Source organism: Nocardiopsis sp. NRRL B-16309, assembly GCF_001279585.1.
Classification (GTDB): Bacteria; Actinomycetota; Actinomycetes; order Streptosporangiales; family Streptosporangiaceae; genus Nocardiopsis.
Genome location: NZ_LGEC01000005.1, coordinates 35,154 through 56,214 on the forward strand (window position 1 = coordinate 35,154; position 21,061 = coordinate 56,214).

Consider the following 21,061-nt stretch of genomic DNA (forward strand, 5'->3'; position numbering starts at 1 on the left):
CCCGACCAACCCCCTGTGGTTCCGGTGAGCGGAACCGTTCACCTTCACCCCCCTGCGGCGCGGCTTCGGGCGTTTAACGCCAGAGCCCTCGTCGTCGCCTGCAGGCACCGGCGCGCCCCTCACCCCCTGCTTGCCTTGGGCCGCCGCTCGTGCCCGCACCGTCGCCCGCCACCACCCTCAACGGACGCCTCCGGCGCGGTCCTTCCTGCTTCGGCCCGGGTGACGGCCCTAGTCGGGGGTGGAGGCCTGTGCGTAGCGGCGCACCGGGATGCGCCCGGCCAGGCGGGCGGCGCGTCCGGCGCGCACGGCGTCGCGCATCGCCGCGGCCATCAGCACCGGGTCCTGCGCGCGGGTGACGGCCGTGGCGAGCAGGACCGCGTCGCAGCCCAGCTCCATGGCCAGCGCGGCGTCGCTGGCGGTGCCGATGCCCGCGTCCACGATGACGGGCACCCCGGCCCGCTCGACGATCAGCTCCAGGTTGTGCGGGTTGCGGATGCCCAGGCCGGAGCCGATCGGCGCGGCCAGGGGCATCACCGCGGCGCAGCCGATCTCCTCCAGGCGCCGGGCCAGGACCGGGTCGTCGTTGGTGTAGGGAAGGACGGTGAAGCCGTCGTCCACGAGCCGCTCGGCGGCGTCCAGCAGCTCGACGGGGTCGGGCAGCAGCGTGTGCTCGTCCGCCACCACCTCCAGCTTCACCCAGTCGGTGCCCAGTGCCTCCCGGCCCAGCCGGGCGGTGCGCACGGCGTCGGCGGCGGTGAAGCAGCCCGCGGTGTTGGGCAGGGGACGGATCTTGTTGCGGCTCAGGACGTCCCAGACCGATCCCTGCGTGCCCGGCGCCACCCGGCGCATGGCCACGGTCGTGAGCTCGGTCCCGGACGTGACCAGGGCGTCCTCCAGGACCTCCAGGGAGGGTGCCCCGCCGGTCCCGGTGATGAGCCGGGAGCCGAACGCGGTGCCCGCGATCACGAGCGGGTCGTCGGTGTGCGCGGTCATGGTCTCAGCCTCCCTGGACGGCGGTCAGGACGTCGACGCGGTCGCGGGCGCGCAGGGGCGTCTCGCCCCACGCGGCCCGGCGCACCACCTCGTCGTTGAGGGACACGGCGATGCCGCCGGGGACGGCGCCCTCGGCGGTCCCGGTCAGCTCCCGCACGACCGACTCCACGGTGGTGTCGGCGGTGACGTCGCGCGGGGCGCCGTTGATGATCAGTTCCACTGCTCCTCCAGGGTCGTGGTGTGGCCGTGGCCGCCGCCGGGCGCGCCGCCCGGTACGCGGTCGGCGGCGAAGCGGCGCGCGTGCTCGGGCAGCGCGCCGGTGGTGAGGACCTGGGCCATGACCTCGCCGGTGACGGGGGTCAGCAGCACGCCGTGCCGGAAGTGCCCCGCGGCCAGGTGCAGGCCGGGGACACGCGTGGGGCCCAGGAGGGGTTCGTTGTCGGGTGAGCCGGGACGCAGGCCCACACAGGCCTCGGTGACCTCCAGCTCGGTCACACCGGGCACGAGTTCGCGCGCGTCCCGCAGGACCTGCCAGAGGCCGCCCGCGGTGAGAGAGGTGTCATAGCCCAGCTCCTCCTGGGTGGCGCCGACGACCACCTCGCCGTCCGCTCGTGGGACGAAGTAGACGGGGGAGCCCCTGACCAGGCCCCGGACGGTGCGGTGGACGATCGGCGGCTCACCGGCGGGCACGCGCATGCGCAGCAGCTGGCCCTTGACCGGGCGGACCGGCGGCACGACGGGTTCGGGGACCGCGATCCGGTCGCTCCAGCAGCCCGCGGCCAGGACGACCTGGTCGGCGGGCAGGGTCCGTCCGTCGGACAGCCGCACGCCCAACCGGGCTTCGTCGGGGCCGGGACTCAAAACCTCCTCGGCGCGGGCCCTGGTCTCGGCGGCGCCGGCGCGCGCTCCGGCCTCCGCCAGCGCCCGCAGCAGCAGCCGCGGATCGACGGAGTGGTCGTCGGGGGCCAGGACCCCGCCGCGCACGGACGGGGCGAGCATCGGTTCCAGCCGACGGCACTCGCGGCCGGTGAGCCGTTCCGCGGCCACGCCCAGGCGCTGTTGCAGGGCGTGCAGGTCGGTCAGCAGAGCCAGGTCGTCGCGGTCGTAGGCGACCAGGAGCGTGCCGGTGGCGCGGTAGCCGACCGTGTGGCCGCTGGCCCGTTCCAGTTCGGCGACGAAGTCGGCGAACATCCCGGCGGAGCGCATCGCGAACTCCATCAGGGGTTCCTCGCCGAACATCGCCTCGGTGGCGGGGGTGAGCATGCCCGCGGCGACGGTGGAGGCGGCACGGGCGCCGCTCGGATCGGTGACGGGGTCGGGCTCGACCACGGTGACCGGCAGGCCCTGGCCGACCGCCCGCCAGGCGGTCACCCGTCCGGCGAGTCCGCCGCCGACCACGACGACACCGTGTTCCCCGGAATTGGTGGGCATGGTGCTCGATTCCACTCCCTTCGCCGGCATGACCCGGATCAGGTTCGTGCGGTCGGAGGCTCGCAGCCTCCCTCTCAGCCGGGTCCCACCCGGCTCCCGCGGGATGTTCTGTTCTGTCCCCCATCCTAGGCCAGAGCGCCCGGGAGGGTCCCGCCGCGGTGCTCGCCGCCCGCGCGGATGTGGCAGATTGGAGGTGTGACACACAGCGACAGCGACATCGACACCCTGGTCGGCACCTGGCTGACCCTCAAGGAGGCGGCCCAGCCGCTCGGCGTGAGCCCGAACCGGATCAAGACGCTGATCCGGGAGAACCGCCTCATGGGCGTGGTCCGCCGCGGAGAGCTCTCCATCCCGGCCGACTTCGTCGACGGCCACGACCTCGTCAAGGGGCTGCCGGGCACCCTGGTCCTGCTGACCGACGCCGGGTACTCCACGGAGGAGGCCCTGCGCTGGCTCTTCACGCCCGACGAGACGCTGCCCGGCACGCCCATCCAGGCCATGCGGGAGAACCGCGGCACCGAGGTGCGCCGACGCGCCCAAAGCCTGGCCTTCTGACTCGGTCCCCTCCGGTCACGGGCCGAAGCAGGAAGGACAGAACCGTAGGCGCCCGAGGCGCGCCGGTGTCCGCGACCCTTGGGCGGCCCTCCCGCAGCCCCTAGGGTGGTGCGTGTGAGGACCAGCCACGGAACCAGCCTGCGCAAGCGCCTGGACGCATCCCTTCTGTACCTGTGCACCGACGCCCGGACCGGGCGCGGCGATCTCGCCGAGTTCGCCGACGCCGCCCTGGCCGGCGGGGTGGACATCATCCAGCTCCGCGACAGGGGCCTGGACGCCCGCGAGGAGATCGCCGCACTGGAGGTGCTGCGGGGCGCCTGCGAACGGCACGGGGCCCTGCTCGCGGTCAACGACCGCGCCGACATCGCGCGCGCCGTGCGCGCCGACGTCCTGCACCTGGGCCAGCGCGACCTTCCCGTCCCCATGGCGAGGGACGTCGTCGGCGCCGACCCGGTCATCGGGCGCTCCAACAACGACCCCGAGGCCGCGGCGGCCTCCGCCGAGGAACCCGGCAGCGACTACTTCTGCGTGGGCCCCGTCTGGGAGACGCCCACCAAGCCGGGACGCCCCGCGGCCGGGCTGGAACTGGTGGAGCGGGCCGCCGCCCTGGGTACCGACCGGCCCTGGTTCGCCATCGGCGGGATCGACTCCGACAACATCGGCCAGGTGCTCGACGCCGGGGCCCGCCGGGTGGTGGTCGTGCGCGCCATCACCGAGGCAGAGGACCCGCGCGCCGCCGCCGCCGTGTTGCGCGCCCGCCTGGTCGAACAGGCCCAGGCCGACACCTGACCGTCCTGCGCGGGTCGCGAGGACCCGCTTCATGCCCTGTGGCGCCCCGGCCGTCGAGTTCTCGACCGCCGGGGCTCCGGGCTCACACGGACACGTGTGACAGAGCGCTCGGGTGGCGGCGCAGGAACCCCTCGATGGACTGCGCGGGGTGGCCCGTGAGCATGGGAACGGTGGGCGCGACCACGTCCATCTCTCCGGCGGCGATCGCCGCGTAGGAGGAGGCCCAGCCCTCGGCGGCCCACTCCGGCACCCCTCCGGCGCGGCGCGACTCCAGCGCCTCCTCCCAGGTCTCGGGCACGTAGCGCACGGTGCGGCCGGTCAGGGCGCTCAGCTTGTCCACGGTCGCACCGAGGGTCAGGGCCTCGGGCCCGGTGACGTCGTAGGTCGCCCCCTCCGCGAGGGCCGCCCGCTCCGGGTCGGTCAGGACCGCCGTGGCCACGTCCGCCAGGTCGTCCCGGGAGACCCACGCGGCCCGGCCGTCACCGGCCGGGCCGCGGATCACGCCGTCCCCGCCCACCCAGTCGGGCAGCAGGTCCAGGAAGAGGCCGGGTCTCAGGAAGGTGTGCCCCACGCCGGTCGCCCGGATGTGCGCCTCCGTGAAGAAGTGCGTGCGCGCGAACGTGAAGGTCGCCGCCGGGCCGGCCCGCAGGAAGGACAGGTAGACGATCCGGGACACCCCGGCCTTGACCGCGCCGTCCACCGCGCTCAGGTGCGTGTCGATCCGGCTCTCGGACTCGGTCGCGGGCACCAGGAACAGCGTGTCCACGCCGCGGCACGCCCGCTCGAAGCCGGCGGTGTCCTCGTAGGCCGCCATCGCGGCGGTACTGCCGGGGTACTCCGGTGCCCGGTTGATGTCCCGGACGATGAGCCGCTGCGGAAGGCCCAGCCGCGCGATCCTGGCGGCCACCCGACCGCCCAGCGCTCCGGTGGCCCCGGTCACCCCTATGGTGTGGTTTGTCATGTGATCGTCGCCCATGACACCTCATCCTGAGGGACGCGGGGCCGCCGGGCACTCACCGGCACGCCCTTTTTGCGGCATCCGGTCAGCGGCTGGTGCGCTCTTGGCCCTCGTCGGCTCCGGACGGCGTCACCGCGCCCGCCGGTGCCGCGGCGGGGCGCTGGTAGGACAGGCGGCGCAGCAGGACCTCGGCCGGGCCGCGCCGGTCGGCCCGCTCCATCGCGTAGGCCGCGGCCACGGTCACCAGCCACACCCCGACCGCGTACAGGGCCATGCTCCACGAGGTCAGGTGCGCGCCCAGTCCCAGGCCCCAGGCGGCCAGGATCGGCGCGCACAGCACGGACTGGCCCAGGTAGGAGGTCAGGGAGCGCTTGCCGGTCGCGGTGAGCGCGGTCAGGACCGCGCCGGGCTCGCGTCCGCGCGCCTCGATCCGGCGCGCGACCAGCGCGATGAGCGCGACGTAGCCCAGTCCGCCGGCCAGGCCGGTCACCGTGTGCGGCATGGCCAGCATGGTGGCGCGGGCGTCGTCGAGCTCCCAGATCCCGACCTGGGCCAGTGCCTCGGGCAGGCCGCCGATCCACGCCGTGGCCAGACCCGCGACCGCCACGGTGCGCAGCAGGCGCAGGTGGCGGCCCGGCTCCTCCAGGATCCGGCGGCGTGCCGCCCAGAAGCCCAGCAGGATTGCGGCCGGCACGGCCAGGCCCAGCAGCCCCTGGCCCAGGACGACCACCGGCCAGATCGTGACACGGCCCACGGCGGCCCAGAGCAGCGACGGGTTGGCGATGCTGGCCGACATGAAGTCCAGGTCGAGGCCGTCCGAGCCACCGCCGGGCGGGGTGAAGGCGATCGCCAGCAGGCTCGCGGCGGACATGAGCGCCATCAGGCCCACCAGCACGCCGGACCACACCAGCAGGGTGGTGTCCCGGCGGCGGAAGAACAGCCAGCACAGCACGAGCCCGGCCAGTCCGTAGGCGCCCAGGACGTCGCCCATCCACAGCAGCAGGGCGTGCCAGAAGCCGAAGACCAGCAGCCACAGGTTGCGCCGGCGCAGCAGGGCGTCGACGGCGCGGGGGTCGGCGCCCGCCGCCTCCTGCCGGGCGGCCAGCTGCACCATCCCGTACCCGAACAGGAAGGCGAACATCGGATAGCTGCGCGAGTCCACCAGCACGAGGGTGAGGAACTGCGAGACCGCGTCCAGGGGGCCTTCGGGGGTGGGATGGGCGTTCCCCCCGGTCATCGGTTCCGCCCACAGGTACCAGGTCGAGTTGGCGATCGCGATGAACAACAGCATGAAGCCGCGTGCCAGATCGGGTGCGAGCGAACGCTCACCCCGGCCGACGGGCCCTCGCGACGTACTCGCGCGTGTCATGGACGGTGCCCCGTTCTCTACGGTTCGCGATATGTCTTCTCACCGATTCAAACGGGACCGGCACCCGGGGCACAACCGGAGCCGGGTCGGGGGAACCACCCAGATCTCCCCTAGGGGACGGCCGCGGGACCGCGAGATCAGTGGGTGCGCGCGGTGGCGGCCACCACGAGTTCGCGCAGCGGCCCCCGGGCGGCGTCGTCCAGCTCCGGGCTCTCCAGGGCGGTGACCGCCTCCTCGGCGTAGCCCTCGATCATCTTCTCGCAGGCGTCCAGCGCCCCCGAGCGCTCGATCAGCGAGCACATCCACGCCACCGACTCCGCCGACAGTCCGGGCGCGCCCAGCAGCGAGCGGAACCGCTCGCCCTCGGACGCCTGCGCCCGGGCCAGGGTCTCGGCGACGATCAGTGTGCGCTTGCCCTCGCGCAGGTCGTCCCCGGCCGGCTTGCCGGTGGTCCCCGGGTCGCCGAAGACCCCCAGGACGTCGTCGCGCAGCTGGAAGGCGACACCGAGCGGCATCCCGTAGGCGGTGTAGACCGCGCCCAGGCCGTCCAGGCGCCCGGCCAGGGCCGCGCCCACGTGCAGCGGGCGCTCCACCGTGTACTTGGCGGCCTTGTACCGCATGACCCGCAGGGCCGCCTCGCGCGAGGCCGTGCCACGCACCTGCTCCAGGGTGTCCAGGTACTGCCCGGCCATCACCTCGGTGCGCATGGCGTCGAAGGGCGGCCGGGCGTCCCGCAGCGTCGGCAGCGGGAACCCGCTCGCCTGGAACATCTCGTCCGACCACGCCAGGCACAGGTCGCCGATGAGGACCGCGGCGCCCTGGCCGAACTCGTCGGCGTCGCCGCTCCACCCGTGGTCGGCGTGCAGCGCGGCCAGGCGCTTGTGCGTGGCGGGCAGCCCGCGCCGGGTGTCGCTGTTGTCGATGACGTCGTCGTGGATCAGCGCGCAGGCCTGGAGGAACTCCAGCGCGGCGCCGGCGCGGGCCACCCGGTCGTCCTCGGCCGCGCCCCCGGCACCCCGCCAGCCCCAGTAGAGGAAGGTCGGGCGCAGGCGCTTGCCGCCGGCGATCATCGCCTCCAACGCGTCCATGGCCGGTGCGAGCTCCTCGCCGATCGCCAGCACCTGGGCGCGGTGGTCGGCGCAGAACGCGGCCAGCTCCCGGTCGACGGCGGAACGGATCGCGGTGACGGGTGAGGCGGAAGAGGAAGAAGAAGGGGCCATACCCAGCACAGTAGCGGTTGTCCCACCGGTCGGAGCGCGGCCCGGGAACACGTGTGCGGGCCGGGCGGGCGCGGTGTGGATCCTGACATTCTCCCGGCAGATCTCACGTAATGGAACGCCTTCTCCACGCCGACCGGGAGTCCTCGCCTAAGGTTGGAGTCATGCTCGCTGCACCGACACGCCCCGTGGCGCTCCGAAACCCCACGGCCCGCCCCCGGCACATCCGAGAGCTGCTGCACGCGGGCGAGCCGCTGTTCTCCTTCGAGTTCTTCCCGCCACGCTCCCAGCAGGCGCAGGAGCGCCTGTGGCGCGCGATCCGCGAGATCGAGGCGCTGGGCCCCTCGTTCGTCTCCGTCACCTACGGGGCGGGCGGCAGCACCCGCGGCATGACCGTCGAGACCACCGAGCGCATCGCGACCGACACCACACTGCTGCCGGTCGCGCACATGACCCTGGTCGACCACTCGGTCGCCGAACTGCGCCACCTCATCGGCCGCTTCGCCGACGCGGGCGTGTCCAACATGCTGGCCGTGCGCGGGGACCCGCCCGGCGACCCCGACGGCGAGTGGGTGCGCCACCCCCAGGGGCTCACCTACACCGAGGAACTGGTGCGGCTGCTCAAGGACAGCGGTGACTTCTGCGTGGGCGTTGCGGCCTTCCCGTACAAGCACCCGCGCTCGGCGGACGTGGAGACCGACACCGACCACTTCGTGCGCAAGTGCGACGCGGGCGCGGACTACGCCATCACCCAGATGTTCTTCGACCCGGAGGACTACCTGCGGCTGCGCGACCGCGTGGCGGCGCGCGGGTGCGAGATCCCGATCATCCCCGAGGTCTTCCCGGTGGTGCGCACGTCGTTCATCCCGCGCTCGGAGCAGCTGTCGGGCGCGAAGTTCCCGGCCGATCTGGCGGCCAAGTTCGAGAGCTTCGGCGACGACGCCGAGTCCGTGCGCGCCTTCGGCATCGAGTACGCCCAGCGCATGTGCCAGCGGCTGTTGGCGGAGGGCGCGCCGGGCATCCACTTCATCACCTCGAACCGTTCCACGGCCACCAGGCAGATCTATCAGGAGGTCTCCGGTCGTCGGGAGGGCCGTTCAGCGGGAGTCGCGCGGCCATGATCGCGAAGGGCTGACCGGGGCTTCCGGGGAAGGTGAACTCCTCCAGCACCTCGGTGAACCCGCACGAGAGGTACAGGCGGCGGGCCACGGAGGGACCCGCCCGGGTGGACAGCACCGCCGTGCGCTCGGGCCTGTCCCGGCACAGGGCGTGCAGCATGGCCCGGCCGATGCCGTGGCCCTGCGCGTCCGGCCGGACGTGGACCTCGGCGATCTCCAGGGGGTCGGCCAGGTAGCGGCGCACGTCGCGCGTCCGGCCGTGGGCGCGCAGCCCCTCCACGACCGTGTCGTGCCACCACTGGCCGGGGCGGCCGTGGAAGGCGTAGGCGAAACCGACGGCGTCCGGGCCGCTCAGGGCGGCGACCGAGCGGAACCCGGGGTAGGAGGCGTGGCCGTCCATGATGGCGGCCCGCCCGGGCAGCTGCTCCGGGGGCGGGCGCATGGCCGCCTCGTACACCTGTAGGAGGGCGGGGACGGCGTGCGCGAACGCCCGTGGGTCCAGTTCGCGCAGCTCGGTGTCGTCTACCACGGACCAACCCTATGCCCGCGCGGCCCTCGGAGATGCTTGACGACCCGCGCGGGCTGCGGTTAACTGGGCTCATCGAACAGGAGTTCGATCGCCGCCGGTTCGGCCGGCGGAGCGGCGGCGCGGCCGGCTTGGGGAGGGGAAGCCCCAACGCCCGGTCGCGCCGCTCTCGTCCGCGCCACCCGTGTGCCGGGTCCCGGGAGCGGAGGGGAGCCGACACGACGAGAACCGGCAGGCCTGGGCGGCTACCGGTTCTGGTCAGTGCGGGAGTGTCCCGGTCAGAAGGCGTCGACGGCCCGGCGCGCCTCGGGGTCGAGAACGCCCCAGTTGATGAGCTCCTCGGTCAGGTCCGAGGGCGACTTGTCGTAGATGACCGCGAGTGAGCGCAGGTCCTCCTGGCGGATGGAGAGCACCCGGCCGTTGTAGTCGCCGCGCTGGCTCTGGATGGTGGCCACGTAACGCGACAGCGGGCCCGCCTTCTCCTGCGGGACCTGCTGCATGCGCTCGAGGTCGATGACGAGCTTGGGTGTGGGGCCCAGGGGCGTGGGCGCGGCGCCGCCGGGCAGCAGCTCCGACATCGGGACACCGTAGAAGTCGGCCAGTTCGGCGAGCTTCTGGACAGTGACCGCACGGTCGCCACGTTCGTAGGAGCCGACCACGACGGCCTTCCAGCGCCCGTGGGACTTCTCCTCCACCCCGTGCAGGGACAGGCCCTGCTGGGTGCGGATGGCACGCAGTCGCGCACCGAGGGACTTCGCGTATTCGGATGGCATGTTCTTGTCGCTCCCGGCCGTGACGGTGGCTGGATCGGAGGGGGATGTGGACCGTTCGTTCGCCCGCCCGGCTGAGCGGACCGGCAGTTCGGTGACGGGGCGCAACCCCACCCGGTATTGATTACAGACAGTGACGCTAGGACGGTCTGGCTCCCAGGTCAAGCCGTTGGGGTGAAACGCGACTAATCAGTGGCCAAACCGTGTGTAGGTGAGACTCCTCTCATGTCCGGATCGATCAGGACGAGCGGGGGCACATCGGATGGGCGAAAAGCCCGTCCCTACAGGGAATTTCAGCTTTTGCACCAGGTAAGGACGTATCCGTCTTGTCATGATTTGGCTACTCTCGGGCACGAAACCGCCCACATGGGGTGTGACGAGAGTCACACTCCCCGCGGTGGTCGCCGCCCCTCACTCGGGCTCCGTGATCGTCGCTGGTAGCGTGGGTCGTATCGACATCCTTTAACGACCTGTTCTGTGAGGCAGGGAAGGGGTCATCACTTTGTGTGCGCAAAAACAAGCAGGAAGTGAGAGTCGGGGCGTGCCCCCAGCCTCACCGGAGGTGCCCGAGGGCACCCGGGCCGTGCTCGACGGCCCCGAGATCAATCGGGCCCTGACCCGCATCGCCCACGAGGTGCTCGAACGCACCAAAGGCGGGGAGGGCGTGACCCTCCTGGGCATCCCCTCCCGCGGGGTCCCGCTCGCCCAGCGCCTGGCGCGGCGCATCGAACGCGTCGAGGACCTCGCCGTCCCGGTCGGATCCCTCGACATCACCATGTACCGCGACGACCTGCGCATGGCACCCGCGCGCGCCCTCGGCAGGACCGAGATCCCCGTCGGCGGACTCGACGACCGCGTCGTCGTCCTGGTCGACGACGTCCTCTTCTCCGGCCGCACCGTGCGCGCCGCCCTGGACGCCCTGGGCGACCTCGGGCGCCCCCGCGCCGTACAGCTCGCCGTCCTGGTCGACCGCGGCCACCGCGAACTGCCCATCCGCGCCGACTACGTGGGCAAGAACCTGCCCACCTCGCTGCGCGAGAACGTCACCGTGCGTCTGGAGGAGACCGACGGGCACGACGCCGTCCTCCTCGGCCCCGCCCACCGGGGCCCCCGGGCCGGTTCCCCGCCCGCGCGCGCCGCCGCCACCGAGGGGAACGACTGATGCGCCACCTGCTGTCCACCGGCGACCTGTCCCGCGACGAGGCCACCCTCATCCTCGACACCGCCGAGGAGCTCGCCCGGGTCGGCGACCGCTCCGTCAAGAAGCTGCCGACCCTGCGCGGCCGCACCGTGGTCAACCTCTTCTACGAGGACTCCACCCGCACCCGCACGTCCTTCGAACTGGCCGCCAAGCGCCTGTCCGCCGACGTCATCAACTTCTCCGCCAAGGGCTCCAGCGTCTCCAAGGGCGAGAGCCTCAAGGACACCGCGCTCACCCTGCAGGCGATGGGCGCCGACGGCGTCGTCATCCGCCACAGCGCGTCCGGTGCCGCGCACCGGCTCGCCAACTGGGTCGACGGCGCCGTGCTCAACGCGGGCGACGGCACCCACGAACACCCCACCCAGGCCCTCCTGGACGCCTTCACCATGCGCTCCCGGCTCGGCCGCCTGGAGGGCCTGCGCGTGGCGATCGTCGGCGACATCCTGCACAGCCGCGTCGCCCGCTCCAACGTGCTCCTGCTCACCACCCTGGGCGCGCACGTGACCCTGGTCGCACCGCCCACCCTGCTGCCGGTCTCGGTCCACACCTGGTCGTGCGAGGTCTCCTACGACCTCGACGACGTCCTGCCCAAGTCCGACGTGGTCATGCTGCTGCGCGTCCAGGCCGAACGCATGCAGGAGTCCTTCTTCCCGTCCGAGCGCGAGTACAGCCGGCGCTTCGGACTCGACGGCGAGCGCCTGGGCCGCATGCCGCAGGACGCCATCGTCATGCACCCCGGGCCGATGGTGCGCGGGATGGAGATCTCCGCCGAGGTCGCCGACTCCCCGCGCTGCACCGTCACGGAACAGGTCGCCAACGGCGTCAGCCTGCGCATGGCCGTGCTCTACCTGCTGCTCGGCGGGTCCTGAACCCTGCCCTCCGGCTCGCCCCGCCCGCCCGGCCGGGCGCCCGCGTGGCCGGAACCGGGCCCGAGAAGGCACACCGGGCCCTCCGCGGTACCGGCTCGTGACCGCGCCGGTCCGCCCGCGGACCCTCCGGAACCGCAGCGGCACCCGACCCGGCCCCACGCGGCCGGGCGGGCCGCAGGACGGACCCCGTCCACGGGCGCGCCCGACCGGCACCCGGGACGGCCACAGAACCAGACTTCACACGAACAACAAGGAAGCCACACCGCGATGCCCGACACCCACGCACCGCACCTCATCCGCGGCGCACGTCCGCTCGGCGGCGACCCCGTCGACCTCCTGCTCTCCGAGGGCAGGATCACCGAGGCCGGCCCCGGCCTGGCCGCCCCCGAGGGCGCCGAGGTCGTCGACGCCGCCGGCCTGATCGCCCTGCCCGGCCTGGTGGACCTGCACACCCACCTGCGCGAGCCCGGCCGCGAGGACGCCGAGACCGTCGCCACCGGATCGCGCTCGGCCGCCATGGGCGGCTACACCGCCGTGCACGCCATGGCCAACACCGACCCCGTCGCCGACACCGCCGGCGTCGTCGAGCAGGTCTGGCGCCTGGGCCGCGAGGCCGGGTACTGCGACGTGCGCCCTGTCGGCGCCGTCACCGTCGGCCTGGCCGGCGAGCGCCTCTCCGAGATCGGCGCCATGGCCGACTCCGCGGCCCGCGTCCGCGTCTTCTCCGACGACGGCATCTGCGTCTCCGACGCCCTGCTCATGCGCCGCGCGCTGGAGTACGTCAAGGCCTTCGACGGCGTCGTCGCCCAGCACGCCCAGGAGCCGCGCCTGACCGAGGGCGCCCAGATGAACGAGGGACGCGTCTCCGACCGCCTCGGACTGCCGGGCTGGCCCGCGGTCGCCGAGGAGGCGATCATCGCCCGCGACTGCCTGCTCGCCCAGCACGTCGGCTCCCGCCTGCACGTGTGCCACGTCTCCACCAAGGGCTCGGTCGACATCATCCGCTGGGCCAAGGCGCGCGGCTGCGACGTCACCGCCGAGGTCACACCCCACCACCTCCTCCTCACCGACGAGCTGGTGGAGAGCTACGATCCGGTCTACAAGGTCAACCCGCCGCTGCGCACCGCCGAGGACGTCCGTGCGCTGCGCGAGGGCCTGGCCGACGGCACGATCGACATCGTGGCCACCGACCACGCGCCGCACCCGGCGGAGGCCAAGGAGACCGAGTGGTCCACGGCCGCCATGGGCATGGTGGGTCTGGAGACCGCCCTGTCGGTGGTGCAGGAGGCCATGGTCGACACCGGCCTGCTGACCTGGGCCGAGGTCGCCGAGCGCATGTCCACCGTCCCGGCCCGCATCGGCCGGGTCGACGGACACGGGCGCGGCCTCGCCGTCGGCGAGCCCGCCAACGTCGTCCTGTACGACCCGGCCGCGCCCGTGGCGGTGGACGGGGCGGCCATGGCCACCAAGAGCGGCAACACGCCCTTCCGGGGCATGACCCTGCCGGGCCGCGTCCAGGCCACGTTCCTGCGCGGCGTCCCGACCGTCCTGGAAGGCGAGATCAAGTGAGCAGAGCAGAGAACGCGCAGGCACACCCTGGCGCAGTGGAGGGGGACAACGTGTCCGAGGCAACGGGCGGACCGGCGATTCTGGTGCTCGAGGACGGCCGAGTCTTCCACGGCCGCTCCTTCGGCGCCGTCGGCGAGACCTTCGGCGAGGCCGTCTTCAACACCGGCATGACCGGCTACCAGGAGACCCTCACCGACCCCTCCTACCACCGGCAGATCGTCGTGATGACCGCGCCGCACATCGGCAACACCGGCGTCAACGACGACGACCCCGAGTCCGGCCGGATCTGGGTCGCCGGGTACGTCGTCCGCGAGCCCGCGCGCATCACCTCCAACTGGCGTGCCAAGCGCACCCTCGACGAGGAGCTGCGCCGCCAGGGCGTGGTCGGCATCGCCCTCAGCGGCACCCGCGCCCTGACCCGCCACCTGCGCGACCGGGGCGCCATGCGCGCCGCCGTCAGCTCCGTGGAGACCGACCCGAAGGCGCTGCTCGCCCGCGTCCTGGAGCAGCCGGCCATGGCCGGCGCCGACCTGGCCGCCGAGGTCACCACCGACGCCCCGTACGAGGTCCTGCCGCCCGAGGGCGTCCAGGCCCGCTTCCACGTGGCCGCCGTCGACCTGGGCATCAAGGCGATGACCCCGCAGCGCCTGGCCGAGCGCGGCTGCCGCGTCACCGTGCTGCCCTCCTCCGCCACCGCCGAGGACATCCTCGCCCTGGAGCCGGACGGCGTGTTCTTCAGCAACGGGCCCGGCGACCCGGCCACCGCCGACGGCCCCGTGGCCGCGATGCGCGGAGTGCTGGACGCGGGCACGCCGCTGTTCGGCATCTGCTTCGGCAACCAGATCCTGGGCCGCTCCCTGGGCCTGGGCACCTACAAGCTCCGCTTCGGGCACCGCGGCATCAACCAGCCCGTCCGCGACACCCGTACGACCAAGGTCGCCATCACCAGCCAGAACCACGGCTTCGCCGTCGACGCGCCGCTCGACACGCCCTTCGACACCCCCTACGGCCGGGCCGAGGTCAGCCACATCGGCCTCAACGACCAGGTCGTCGAGGGCCTGCGTCTGCTGGACCGGCCCGTGTTCAGCGTCCAGTTCCACCCGGAGGCCGCCGCCGGCCCCCACGACGCCGCCGCACTCTTCGACGAGTTCTGTGACCTGATGTCCGCCCAGCCCGCACCGGCTGCCAAGCAGTAAGAGGAAGAGCATGCCGCGCCGTAGTGACCTTTCATCCGTCCTCGTGGTCGGTTCCGGTCCGATCGTCATCGGCCAGGCGGCCGAGTTCGACTACTCGGGCACGCAGGCCTGCCGTGTCCTGCGGGCCGAGGGCCTGCGGGTCATCCTGGTCAACTCCAACCCGGCCACGATCATGACCGACCCGGAGATCGCCGACGCCACCTACGTCGAGCCGATCACCACCGAGATGATCGAGAAGATCATCGCCAAGGAGCGCCCCGACGCCCTGCTGCCCACCCTGGGCGGCCAGACCGCGCTCAACGCCGCGGTCGCCCTGGACGAGTCCGGCGTCCTGGCCAAGTACGACGTCGAGCTCATCGGCGCCAACATCGAGGCCATCCAGTCCGGCGAGGACCGCGAGACCTTCAAGACGATCGTCGAGCGCATCGGCGGCGAGTCCGCCCGCTCGCGCATCTGCCACACGGTCCAGGAGTGCCTGGACGCGGCCGAGGAGTTGAACTACCCGGTCGTCGTGCGTCCCTCCTTCACCATGGGTGGGGCCGGGTCCGGCTTCGCCCACGACGCGAACGAACTGCGCCGCATGGCCGGACAGGGCCTGGCGCTCTCCCCGACCACCGAGGTGCTCCTGGAGGAGTCGATCCTCGGCTGGAAGGAGTACGAGCTGGAGCTGATGCGCGACACCAACGACAACGTCGTCGTCGTGTGCTCCATCGAGAACCTCGACCCCATGGGCGTGCACACCGGTGACTCCATCACCGTGGCACCCGCCATGACCCTGACCGACCGCGAGTACCAGCGGCTGCGCGACATCGGCATCGCCGTCATCCGCGAGGTCGGCGTGGACACCGGCGGCTGCAACATCCAGTTCGCCGTGCACCCGACCACCGGCCGGATCATCGTCATCGAGATGAACCCCCGGGTGTCGCGCTCCTCGGCCCTGGCCTCCAAGGCCACCGGCTTCCCGATCGCCAAGATCGCCGCCAAGCTCGCCGTCGGCTACACACTCGACGAGATCCCCAACGACATCACCCAGGAGACCCCGGCCAGCTTCGAGCCCACGCTCGACTACGTCGTCGTCAAGGTCCCCCGGTTCGCCTTCGAGAAGTTCCCCGGCGCCGACCCCGCCCTCACCACGACCATGAAGTCCGTGGGCGAGGCCATGGCCATCGGCCGGTCCTTCCCCGAGGCGCTGCAGAAGGCCATGCGCTCCCTGGAGAAGGCCGGCGTCGGTCTGACCTGGGCGGGCGAGCCCGGCGACAAGGACGAGCTGCTGCGGCGGTCCGCGACCCCGACCGAGCACCGGCTCCGCCAGGTCCAGCAGGCCCTGCGCGCCGGCGCCACCGTCGAGGAACTGCACGAGGCCACGCGCATCGACCCCTGGTTCCTGGACCAGATGCTGCGCCTGGAGGAGGCCGCCCGCGACCTGGCCGCCGCACCCAAGCTCGACGCCGACCAGCTGCGCGCCGTCAAGGAACTGGGCTTCTCCGACCTCCAGATCGGCGAGATCACCGGCAAGCCCGAGGAGGTCGTGCGCGAGCTGCGCCACGCCCTGGGCATCCACCCCGTCTACCTCACCGTGGACACCTGCGCGGCCGAGTTCGCCGCCAAGACGCCGTACCTGTACTCCAGCTACGACGTGGAGACCGAGGTCCCGCAGGGCGAGCGGCCCAAGATCATCATCCTGGGCTCGGGTCCCAACCGCATCGGCCAGGGCGTGGAGTTCGACTACTCCTGCGTCCACGCCTCCTTCGCGCTCTCCGACGCCGGCTACGAGACCGTGATGGTCAACTGCAACCCCGAGACCGTCTCGACCGACTACGACACCAGCGACCGGCTCTACTTCGAGCCGCTCACCCTGGAGGACGTGCTGGAGGTCGTGCGCGCCGAGCAGCTCACCGGCACCGTCGCCGGCGTCATCGTCCAGCTGGGCGGCCAGACCCCGCTGGGCCTGGCCCGCCGCCTCAAGGAGGCGGGCGTGCCCGTCATCGGCACCAGCCCCGAGGCCATCGACCTGGCCGAGGACCGCGGCGAGTTCGGCAAGGTCCTGGCCAAGGCGGGACTGCCCGCGCCCAAGTACGGCACCGCCTACTCCTTCGCCGAGGCCAAGACCGCCGCCGACGAGATCGGCTACCCGGTCATGGTCCGACCGTCCTACGTGCTGGGCGGGCGCGGCATGGAGATCGTCTACAGCGAGTCCATGCTCGCCGACTACATCAAGCGCAACGCCGAGGTCAGCCCCGAGCACCCGGTGCTGATCGACCGCTTCCTCGACGACGCCATCGAGATCGACGTCGACGCCCTCTACGATGGCCGCGACCTGTACCTGGGCGGCGTCATGGAGCACATCGAGGAGGCCGGGATCCACTCCGGGGACTCGGCGTGCACCCTGCCCTCCATCACCCTGGGCAGCGACGACATCGAGCGGATCCGCTACTCCACCGAGGCCATCGCCCGCGGCACCGGGGTGCGGGGCCTGCTCAACGTCCAGTACGCGCTCGCCTCCGGTGTGCTCTACGTGCTGGAGGCCAACCCGCGCGCCTCGCGCACCGTGCCGTTCGTGTCCAAGGCCACGGCGGTGCCGCTGGCCAAGGCCGCGGCCCGCGTCATGGCCGGGACCTCGATCGCGGACCTGCGCACCGAGGGCATGCTCCCGGCCTCCGGCGACGGCGGCGACCTGCCCGCCGACGCCCCGGTGTCGGTGAAGGAGGCCGTGCTGCCCTTCAACCGGTTCATCAACAAGGAGGGCGAGGGCGTCGACACCATCCTCGGCCCGGAGATGCGCTCCACCGGCGAGGTCATGGGCCTGGACGTGGAGTTCGGCGCGGCCTACGCCAAGTCGCAGCTGGCCGTCAACGGCTCGCTGCCGACCGAGGGCAAGGTGTTCGTCTCGGTCGCCAACCGCGACAAGCGCTCGATGATCTTCCCGGTCAAGCGCCTGGCCGACCTCGGCTTCGAGATCCTGGCCACGGAGGGCACCGCGGTGGTGCTGCGCCGCAACGGCGTCCACGCCACGGTGGTGCGCAAGCACAGCGAGGGGCCCGGCCCCGAGGGGGAGCCCACCATCGTGCGGCTCATCCACGAGGGCGGCGTCGACCTGGTCGTCAACACCCCCTTCGGCGGAGCCGGGCAGTCGGGACCCCGTCTGGACGGGTACGAGATCCGCACCGCGGCCGTCCTGCGCGGCATCCCGAGCGTCACCACCGTGCAGGGACTGGCCGCCGCGGTGCAGGCGATCGAGGCGCGGGTCCGCGGTGACGTGGGCGTGCGCTCCCTGCAGGAGCACGCGAGCGCCCTCACCGCCCGCCGCGAGGCCTAGGAAGCCGGACGGCGCCCCGCGGGACGGGGCGCCGTCCGGCCCGGCCGAAGCGAAGCGGGGGTTCGGGGGAACACAGCCTAGGCTGTACGTCCGGGCCGTATCCGCCGGGTACGGGCCACGGGCGGACTGTAGAGTGCGGGCGCCGCGGGCCGTGGGCCCCGGCGTCCGCACCGCCGAGGTTGAGAGGGGTTTGCGCCACACCATGAGCGACAACGGACCGGTGCAGGTCAGGTGCCCCGTGCTGAACGTGCGCCGGGTGGACGCCTACTACGCCATCACCGTCGTCGCCCCGGGCATCGCCGAGCGCTTCCGATCGGGCCAGTTCGTCTCGGTGTCGGTGGGCGGCGACCACTCCAGCACACTGCTGCGACGGCCCTTCGCCATCCACGACGTCAAGCCCGACTACGGCGGCACCGTCGAGTTCCTGTTCTCCGTGCGCGGGACCGGGACCGCCTGGCTGGCCGAGCGAAGATCACGCGACCTGCTCGACGTGGTCGGCCCGCTGGGGCGCCCCTTCCCGCTGCCCCGCGACCCCGTCAACTGCGTGCTCGTGGGCGGCGGGTCCGGCAGCGCTCCGCTCTTCCCGCTGGCGCAGTCGCTGCGCCGGCGCGGATGCCGGGTGGACTTCGTCCTGGGCGCGGCCTCGGCCGACCGGGTGTTCAGCGCGATCACCGCCCGCCGCGTGGCCGAGACCGCGGTCTTCACCACCGACGACGGGTCCTTCGGCACGCGCGGACGCGTCACCGACGTCCTGGGACGGGTGATCGAGGAGGCCCGCTCCGACGTGGTCTACGCGTGCGGCCCGATGCCGATGCTGCGCGCGGTCACCGCCGTGGCCGGCACGCACGGCATCCCGGTCCAGGTCTCGGTCGAGGAGACCATGGCCTGCGGCACCGGGATCTGCATGACCTGCGTGGTCCCCGTTGTGGGCGACGACGGCATCACCCGCATGGTGCGCTCCTGCGTGGACGGCCCGGTCTTCCGGGGCGAGCAGGTGCGCTTCGACGACGTCGGCTCGATCCCCTTCGACGCCCTGGGCGCGCCCGGGTGGAAGGGATCCAGCGCCGCGCGCGCCGCCGAGTCGGCCCGCGACATCGCCTGAGCCCCCTCTCCGTCCCACCCTCCCCGAACCGCAGAGCACCGCGGCACCGACGCGGCAACGACGAGCGAGCAAGAAGGCACGTGAACGCAGACCTCAGGACGCGGCTGGGCGGCATGGACCTGCCCAACCCCGTGGTGACCGCCGCCGGGTGCGCCGGATCCGGGCGCGAGCTGGCGCAGTTCTTCGACGTCGCCCACATCGGCGCCGTCACGACCAAGTCGGTGATGCTGGAGCCGCACGCCGGCCGCCCCGCGCCGCGCATGGCCGAGACGCCGAGCGGCATGCTCAGCACCACGGGCATGCAGGGGCCGGGCGTGGACGTGTTCCTCCAGCGGGACCTGCCGTGGCTGCTGTCCCGGGGCGGCCGGGCGATCGTGTCGATCGCGGGCGGGGGCGTGAACGAGTTCGGGGAGCTGGCCCGCCGGATCTCCGACGCCGAGGGCGTCAGCGCCATCGAGGTCAACCTGTCCTGCGCCAACCACGCCGACCCGGCGGGCCGGTACTTCGCCGACGACCCGGCCCAGGCCGCGGCGGTGGTCCAGACGGTGCGCTCGCACGCCCGCTCGGACCTCCCGGTGCTCGCGAAGCTCTCCGCCGACGTGCCCGACGTGGTGGACCTGGCGGGGGCGTGCGTGGCCGCCCGCGCCGACGGACTGACGATGATCAACACAGTGCGCGGCATGGCGGTGGACTCCCGCACGCTGCGCCCGGCGGTCGCCGGGGGGATGGGCGGGCTGTCAGGACCGGCACTGCGCCCGATCGCGGTGGGGTGCGTCTACCGCGTCCACGAGGCCATGCCGGACGTGCCGATCATCGGTGTCGGCGGGGTCCGCACGGGGGCGGACGTGATCGAGTTCATGGCGGCGGGGGCGAGCGCCGTCGCCGTCGGGACGGTGAACTTCTCCGACCCCTCGGCCTGCGCCCGCGTGCTCAGGGAGTTCACCGAGGCGCTCGACGCGCGGGGCATCGCGCGCGCCCGGGACCTGGTGGGCGCCGCCCACCGGCCCGGGACCGGGGTCTGAGGGGCCGCGACGGGGGGCGGTAGGCCTCTGACCGGCCTGAACGGCTCTGAGAGGGTCCTGTGCGACCACTCGGGGACATCCGGGACAACCTGGTCGGCGCGGCGAGGAACGCGTCCCTGCGGCCGTTTGGGCGGCTGTTACGGGGAAGTGATCCTCCCTGGGCGCATGAAGTGACTCATCCGGGGAACCGCACACCATGGTGGTGTGCACATGACAGCGAACGTGCATCCTCGAGTACGGCTGTAAGAACGTCGGGGATGCCGACGCCGGCACCGAGCCGGTGGCACACGAATGGAGAACCGCATGACCGCGCCTTCCGCGCCAGCTCCGATCGCCGTGGCGATCGACGCGAACGACATCGAGACCGCCGCTACCTGGGCGTCCGCGGTCGCGCCGCACGTGAGCACGGTGAAGGTGGGCCTGGAGCTGTACCTGCGCTACGGGCCCGAGGTGATCAGCGCCATGCGCGGCGCCAACCGGGTCAAGGTCTTCCTGGACCTGAAGCTGCACGACATCCCCGCCACCGTCGCGGGCGCGGCGCGCAGTGTCGCCGGCCTGCGGCCCTCCATCCTCACCGTGCACGCGGGCGGGGGAGCGGACATGGTCCGGGCCGCGGTGGAGGCCGCGCCGGACACCAGGATCGCCGCGGTGACGGTGCTCACCTCGATGGGGGAGAAGGACCTGCAGGAGATCGGGCTGCTCGGACCGGCCCGCGACGCGGTGCGCCGGCTGTCGGTGCTGGCCGTGGGAGCGGGGGCGCGCGCCCTCGTGTGCTCGCCGCAGGAGGTCGCCCTGGTGCGCGAGGAGGTGGGGCCCGACATCACCCTGATCACCCCGGGCGTTCGCCCGGCGGGGGCGGACCTGGGCGACCAGTCGCGCGTGGCCACGCCCGAGGAGGCCATCGCCGCGGGGGCGGACCTGCTGGTGGTCGGCCGGCCGATCACCCGGGCGCCGGACCCGGGCGCGGCGGCCGCCTCGATCGCGGCGGCCGTCCGGCGCGCCGGTGTGCGGGTGTAGAGGAGTGAACGCAGCGGGCTCATCACGCGCAGTTATGTCTTAC

At 72.8% G+C, this 21,061-nt stretch carries 19 protein-coding genes and 1 riboswitch; of the genes, 11 read left to right on the forward strand and 8 right to left on the reverse strand.

Translation table 11 applies throughout. The features are described from left to right. Positions 1-228: 228 nt before the first annotated feature. The 3 genes from ADL05_RS02915 to thiO all read right to left on the reverse strand — a co-directional run bounded on the left by ADL05_RS02915 (position 229) and on the right by thiO (position 2,454). The gene (locus tag ADL05_RS02915; protein ID WP_053615287.1) at positions 229-993 is read right to left on the reverse strand and encodes a thiazole synthase; all 765 of its coding nucleotides are present in this window, start codon (positions 991-993) and stop codon (positions 229-231) included. Between the two features lie 4 nt (positions 994-997). After that, the gene (gene thiS / locus ADL05_RS02920; RefSeq protein WP_053615288.1) at positions 998-1,213 is read right to left on the reverse strand and encodes a sulfur carrier protein ThiS; all 216 of its coding nucleotides are present in this window, start codon (positions 1,211-1,213) and stop codon (positions 998-1,000) included. Then, the gene (gene thiO / locus ADL05_RS02925) at positions 1,204-2,454 is read right to left on the reverse strand and encodes a glycine oxidase ThiO (protein ID WP_053615289.1); all 1,251 of its coding nucleotides are present in this window, start codon (positions 2,452-2,454) and stop codon (positions 1,204-1,206) included. The genes thiS and thiO overlap by 10 nt, the downstream gene beginning before the upstream one ends. Continuing rightward, positions 2,422-2,534, reverse strand: a riboswitch (TPP riboswitch). It overlaps the preceding gene by 33 nt. An 85-nt stretch (positions 2,535-2,619) precedes the next feature. Between thiO and ADL05_RS02930 the strand changes: the two genes are divergently transcribed. Together ADL05_RS02930 and thiE are read left to right on the forward strand one after the other, a co-directional pair. Continuing rightward, positions 2,620-2,979, forward strand: coding sequence for an Rv2175c family DNA-binding protein (locus ADL05_RS02930; protein ID WP_053615290.1), 360 nt, complete (start codon positions 2,620-2,622; stop codon positions 2,977-2,979). Between the two features lie 114 nt (positions 2,980-3,093). Beyond that, positions 3,094-3,768: a thiamine phosphate synthase gene (thiE, locus tag ADL05_RS02935; protein WP_053615291.1), complete on the forward strand. Its 675-nt coding sequence runs from the start codon at positions 3,094-3,096 to the stop codon at positions 3,766-3,768. 82 nt (positions 3,769-3,850) lie between these two features. On the opposite strand, the gene ADL05_RS02940 is transcribed toward thiE, so the two are convergent. The 3 genes from ADL05_RS02940 to ADL05_RS02950 form a co-directional block, all read right to left on the reverse strand. Further along, entirely contained in the window at positions 3,851-4,744 is an 894-nt protein-coding gene (locus ADL05_RS02940; RefSeq protein ID WP_053615292.1) for an SDR family oxidoreductase, read from the reverse strand. Between the two features lie 67 nt (positions 4,745-4,811). Continuing rightward, a complete protein-coding gene (locus ADL05_RS02945) occupies positions 4,812-6,095 on the reverse strand; it encodes a DUF418 domain-containing protein (RefSeq protein ID WP_053615293.1) in 1,284 nt (427 codons plus the stop codon). A 137-nt stretch (positions 6,096-6,232) separates the two neighbouring features. Then, a complete protein-coding gene (locus ADL05_RS02950; protein WP_053615294.1) occupies positions 6,233-7,315 on the reverse strand; it encodes a polyprenyl synthetase family protein in 1,083 nt (360 codons plus the stop codon). Positions 7,316-7,476: 161 nt separating this feature from the next. On the opposite strand from ADL05_RS02950, the gene metF reads away from it, so the two are divergent. Next, positions 7,477-8,433, forward strand: coding sequence for a methylenetetrahydrofolate reductase [NAD(P)H] (gene metF / locus ADL05_RS02955; RefSeq protein ID WP_197285668.1), 957 nt, complete (start codon positions 7,477-7,479; stop codon positions 8,431-8,433). Here metF and ADL05_RS29265 read toward each other — a convergent pair. Together ADL05_RS29265 and ADL05_RS02965 are read right to left on the reverse strand one after the other, a co-directional pair. Further along, entirely contained in the window at positions 8,342-8,959 is a 618-nt protein-coding gene (locus ADL05_RS29265) for a GNAT family N-acetyltransferase (RefSeq protein WP_197285669.1), read from the reverse strand. The genes metF and ADL05_RS29265 overlap by 92 nt on opposite strands. 275 nt (positions 8,960-9,234) lie before the next feature. Then, on the reverse strand, positions 9,235-9,729 hold the full coding sequence (locus tag ADL05_RS02965) for a transcriptional regulator (protein ID WP_053615297.1): 495 nt from the start codon (positions 9,727-9,729) through the stop codon (positions 9,235-9,237). Positions 9,730-10,288: 559 nt separating this feature from the next. Here ADL05_RS02965 and pyrR point away from each other — a divergent pair. From pyrR to pyrF, 8 genes are all read left to right on the forward strand, one after another. After that, on the forward strand, positions 10,289-10,888 hold the full coding sequence (gene pyrR / locus ADL05_RS02970; protein ID WP_197285671.1) for a bifunctional pyr operon transcriptional regulator/uracil phosphoribosyltransferase PyrR: 600 nt from the start codon (positions 10,289-10,291) through the stop codon (positions 10,886-10,888). Beyond that, the gene (locus ADL05_RS02975) at positions 10,888-11,796 is read left to right on the forward strand and encodes an aspartate carbamoyltransferase catalytic subunit (protein WP_053615299.1); all 909 of its coding nucleotides are present in this window, start codon (positions 10,888-10,890) and stop codon (positions 11,794-11,796) included. Before pyrR ends, ADL05_RS02975 begins: the two co-directional genes overlap by 1 nt. A 267-nt stretch (positions 11,797-12,063) precedes the next feature. After that, positions 12,064-13,365 carry a dihydroorotase gene (locus tag ADL05_RS02980; RefSeq protein WP_053615300.1) on the forward strand — a complete coding sequence of 434 codons (1,302 nt, stop codon included), beginning with the start codon at positions 12,064-12,066 and terminating at the stop codon, positions 13,363-13,365. Positions 13,366-13,415: 50 nt separating this feature from the next. Continuing rightward, entirely contained in the window at positions 13,416-14,561 is a 1,146-nt protein-coding gene (gene carA / locus ADL05_RS02985) for a glutamine-hydrolyzing carbamoyl-phosphate synthase small subunit (RefSeq protein ID WP_053615316.1), read from the forward strand. A 10-nt stretch (positions 14,562-14,571) separates the two neighbouring features. After that, positions 14,572-17,877, forward strand: coding sequence for a carbamoyl-phosphate synthase large subunit (carB, locus tag ADL05_RS02990; RefSeq protein WP_053615301.1), 3,306 nt, complete (start codon positions 14,572-14,574; stop codon positions 17,875-17,877). A gap of 202 nt (positions 17,878-18,079) precedes the next feature. Beyond that, positions 18,080-18,979 (forward strand): dihydroorotate dehydrogenase electron transfer subunit, encoded by a 900-nt coding sequence (locus tag ADL05_RS02995; RefSeq protein ID WP_053615317.1) that lies wholly within the window; start codon positions 18,080-18,082, stop codon positions 18,977-18,979. An 80-nt stretch (positions 18,980-19,059) separates the two neighbouring features. Beyond that, on the forward strand, positions 19,060-20,001 hold the full coding sequence (locus ADL05_RS03000) for a dihydroorotate dehydrogenase (RefSeq protein ID WP_053615302.1): 942 nt from the start codon (positions 19,060-19,062) through the stop codon (positions 19,999-20,001). 303 nt (positions 20,002-20,304) lie between these two features. Beyond that, positions 20,305-21,018, forward strand: coding sequence for an orotidine-5'-phosphate decarboxylase (gene pyrF, locus ADL05_RS03005; RefSeq protein WP_053615303.1), 714 nt, complete (start codon positions 20,305-20,307; stop codon positions 21,016-21,018). The last annotated feature ends 43 nt before the right edge of the window (positions 21,019-21,061 follow it).

Coding starts and splice junctions, on each gene's coding strand:
- carB (WP_053615301.1), top strand. CDS start 14,572: ATGCCGCGCCGTAGTGACCTTTCATCCGTCCTCGTGGTCGGTTCCGGT.
- ADL05_RS02980 (WP_053615300.1), top strand. CDS start 12,064: ATGCCCGACACCCACGCACCGCACCTCATCCGCGGCGCACGTCCGCTC.
- thiO (WP_053615289.1), bottom strand. CDS start 2,454: ATGCCGGCGAAGGGAGTGGAATCGAGCACCATGCCCACCAATTCCGGG.
- ADL05_RS02975 (WP_053615299.1), top strand. CDS start 10,888: ATGCGCCACCTGCTGTCCACCGGCGACCTGTCCCGCGACGAGGCCACC.
- ADL05_RS02950 (WP_053615294.1), bottom strand. CDS start 7,315: ATGGCCCCTTCTTCTTCCTCTTCCGCCTCACCCGTCACCGCGATCCGT.
- ADL05_RS02945 (WP_053615293.1), bottom strand. CDS start 6,095: ATGACACGCGCGAGTACGTCGCGAGGGCCCGTCGGCCGGGGTGAGCGT.
- ADL05_RS02965 (WP_053615297.1), bottom strand. CDS start 9,729: ATGCCATCCGAATACGCGAAGTCCCTCGGTGCGCGACTGCGTGCCATC.
- ADL05_RS02995 (WP_053615317.1), top strand. CDS start 18,080: ATGAGCGACAACGGACCGGTGCAGGTCAGGTGCCCCGTGCTGAACGTG.
- ADL05_RS02915 (WP_053615287.1), bottom strand. CDS start 993: ATGACCGCGCACACCGACGACCCGCTCGTGATCGCGGGCACCGCGTTC.
- pyrF (WP_053615303.1), top strand. CDS start 20,305: ATGACCGCGCCTTCCGCGCCAGCTCCGATCGCCGTGGCGATCGACGCG.
- ADL05_RS02940 (WP_053615292.1), bottom strand. CDS start 4,744: ATGGGCGACGATCACATGACAAACCACACCATAGGGGTGACCGGGGCC.
- metF (WP_197285668.1), top strand. CDS start 7,477: ATGCTCGCTGCACCGACACGCCCCGTGGCGCTCCGAAACCCCACGGCC.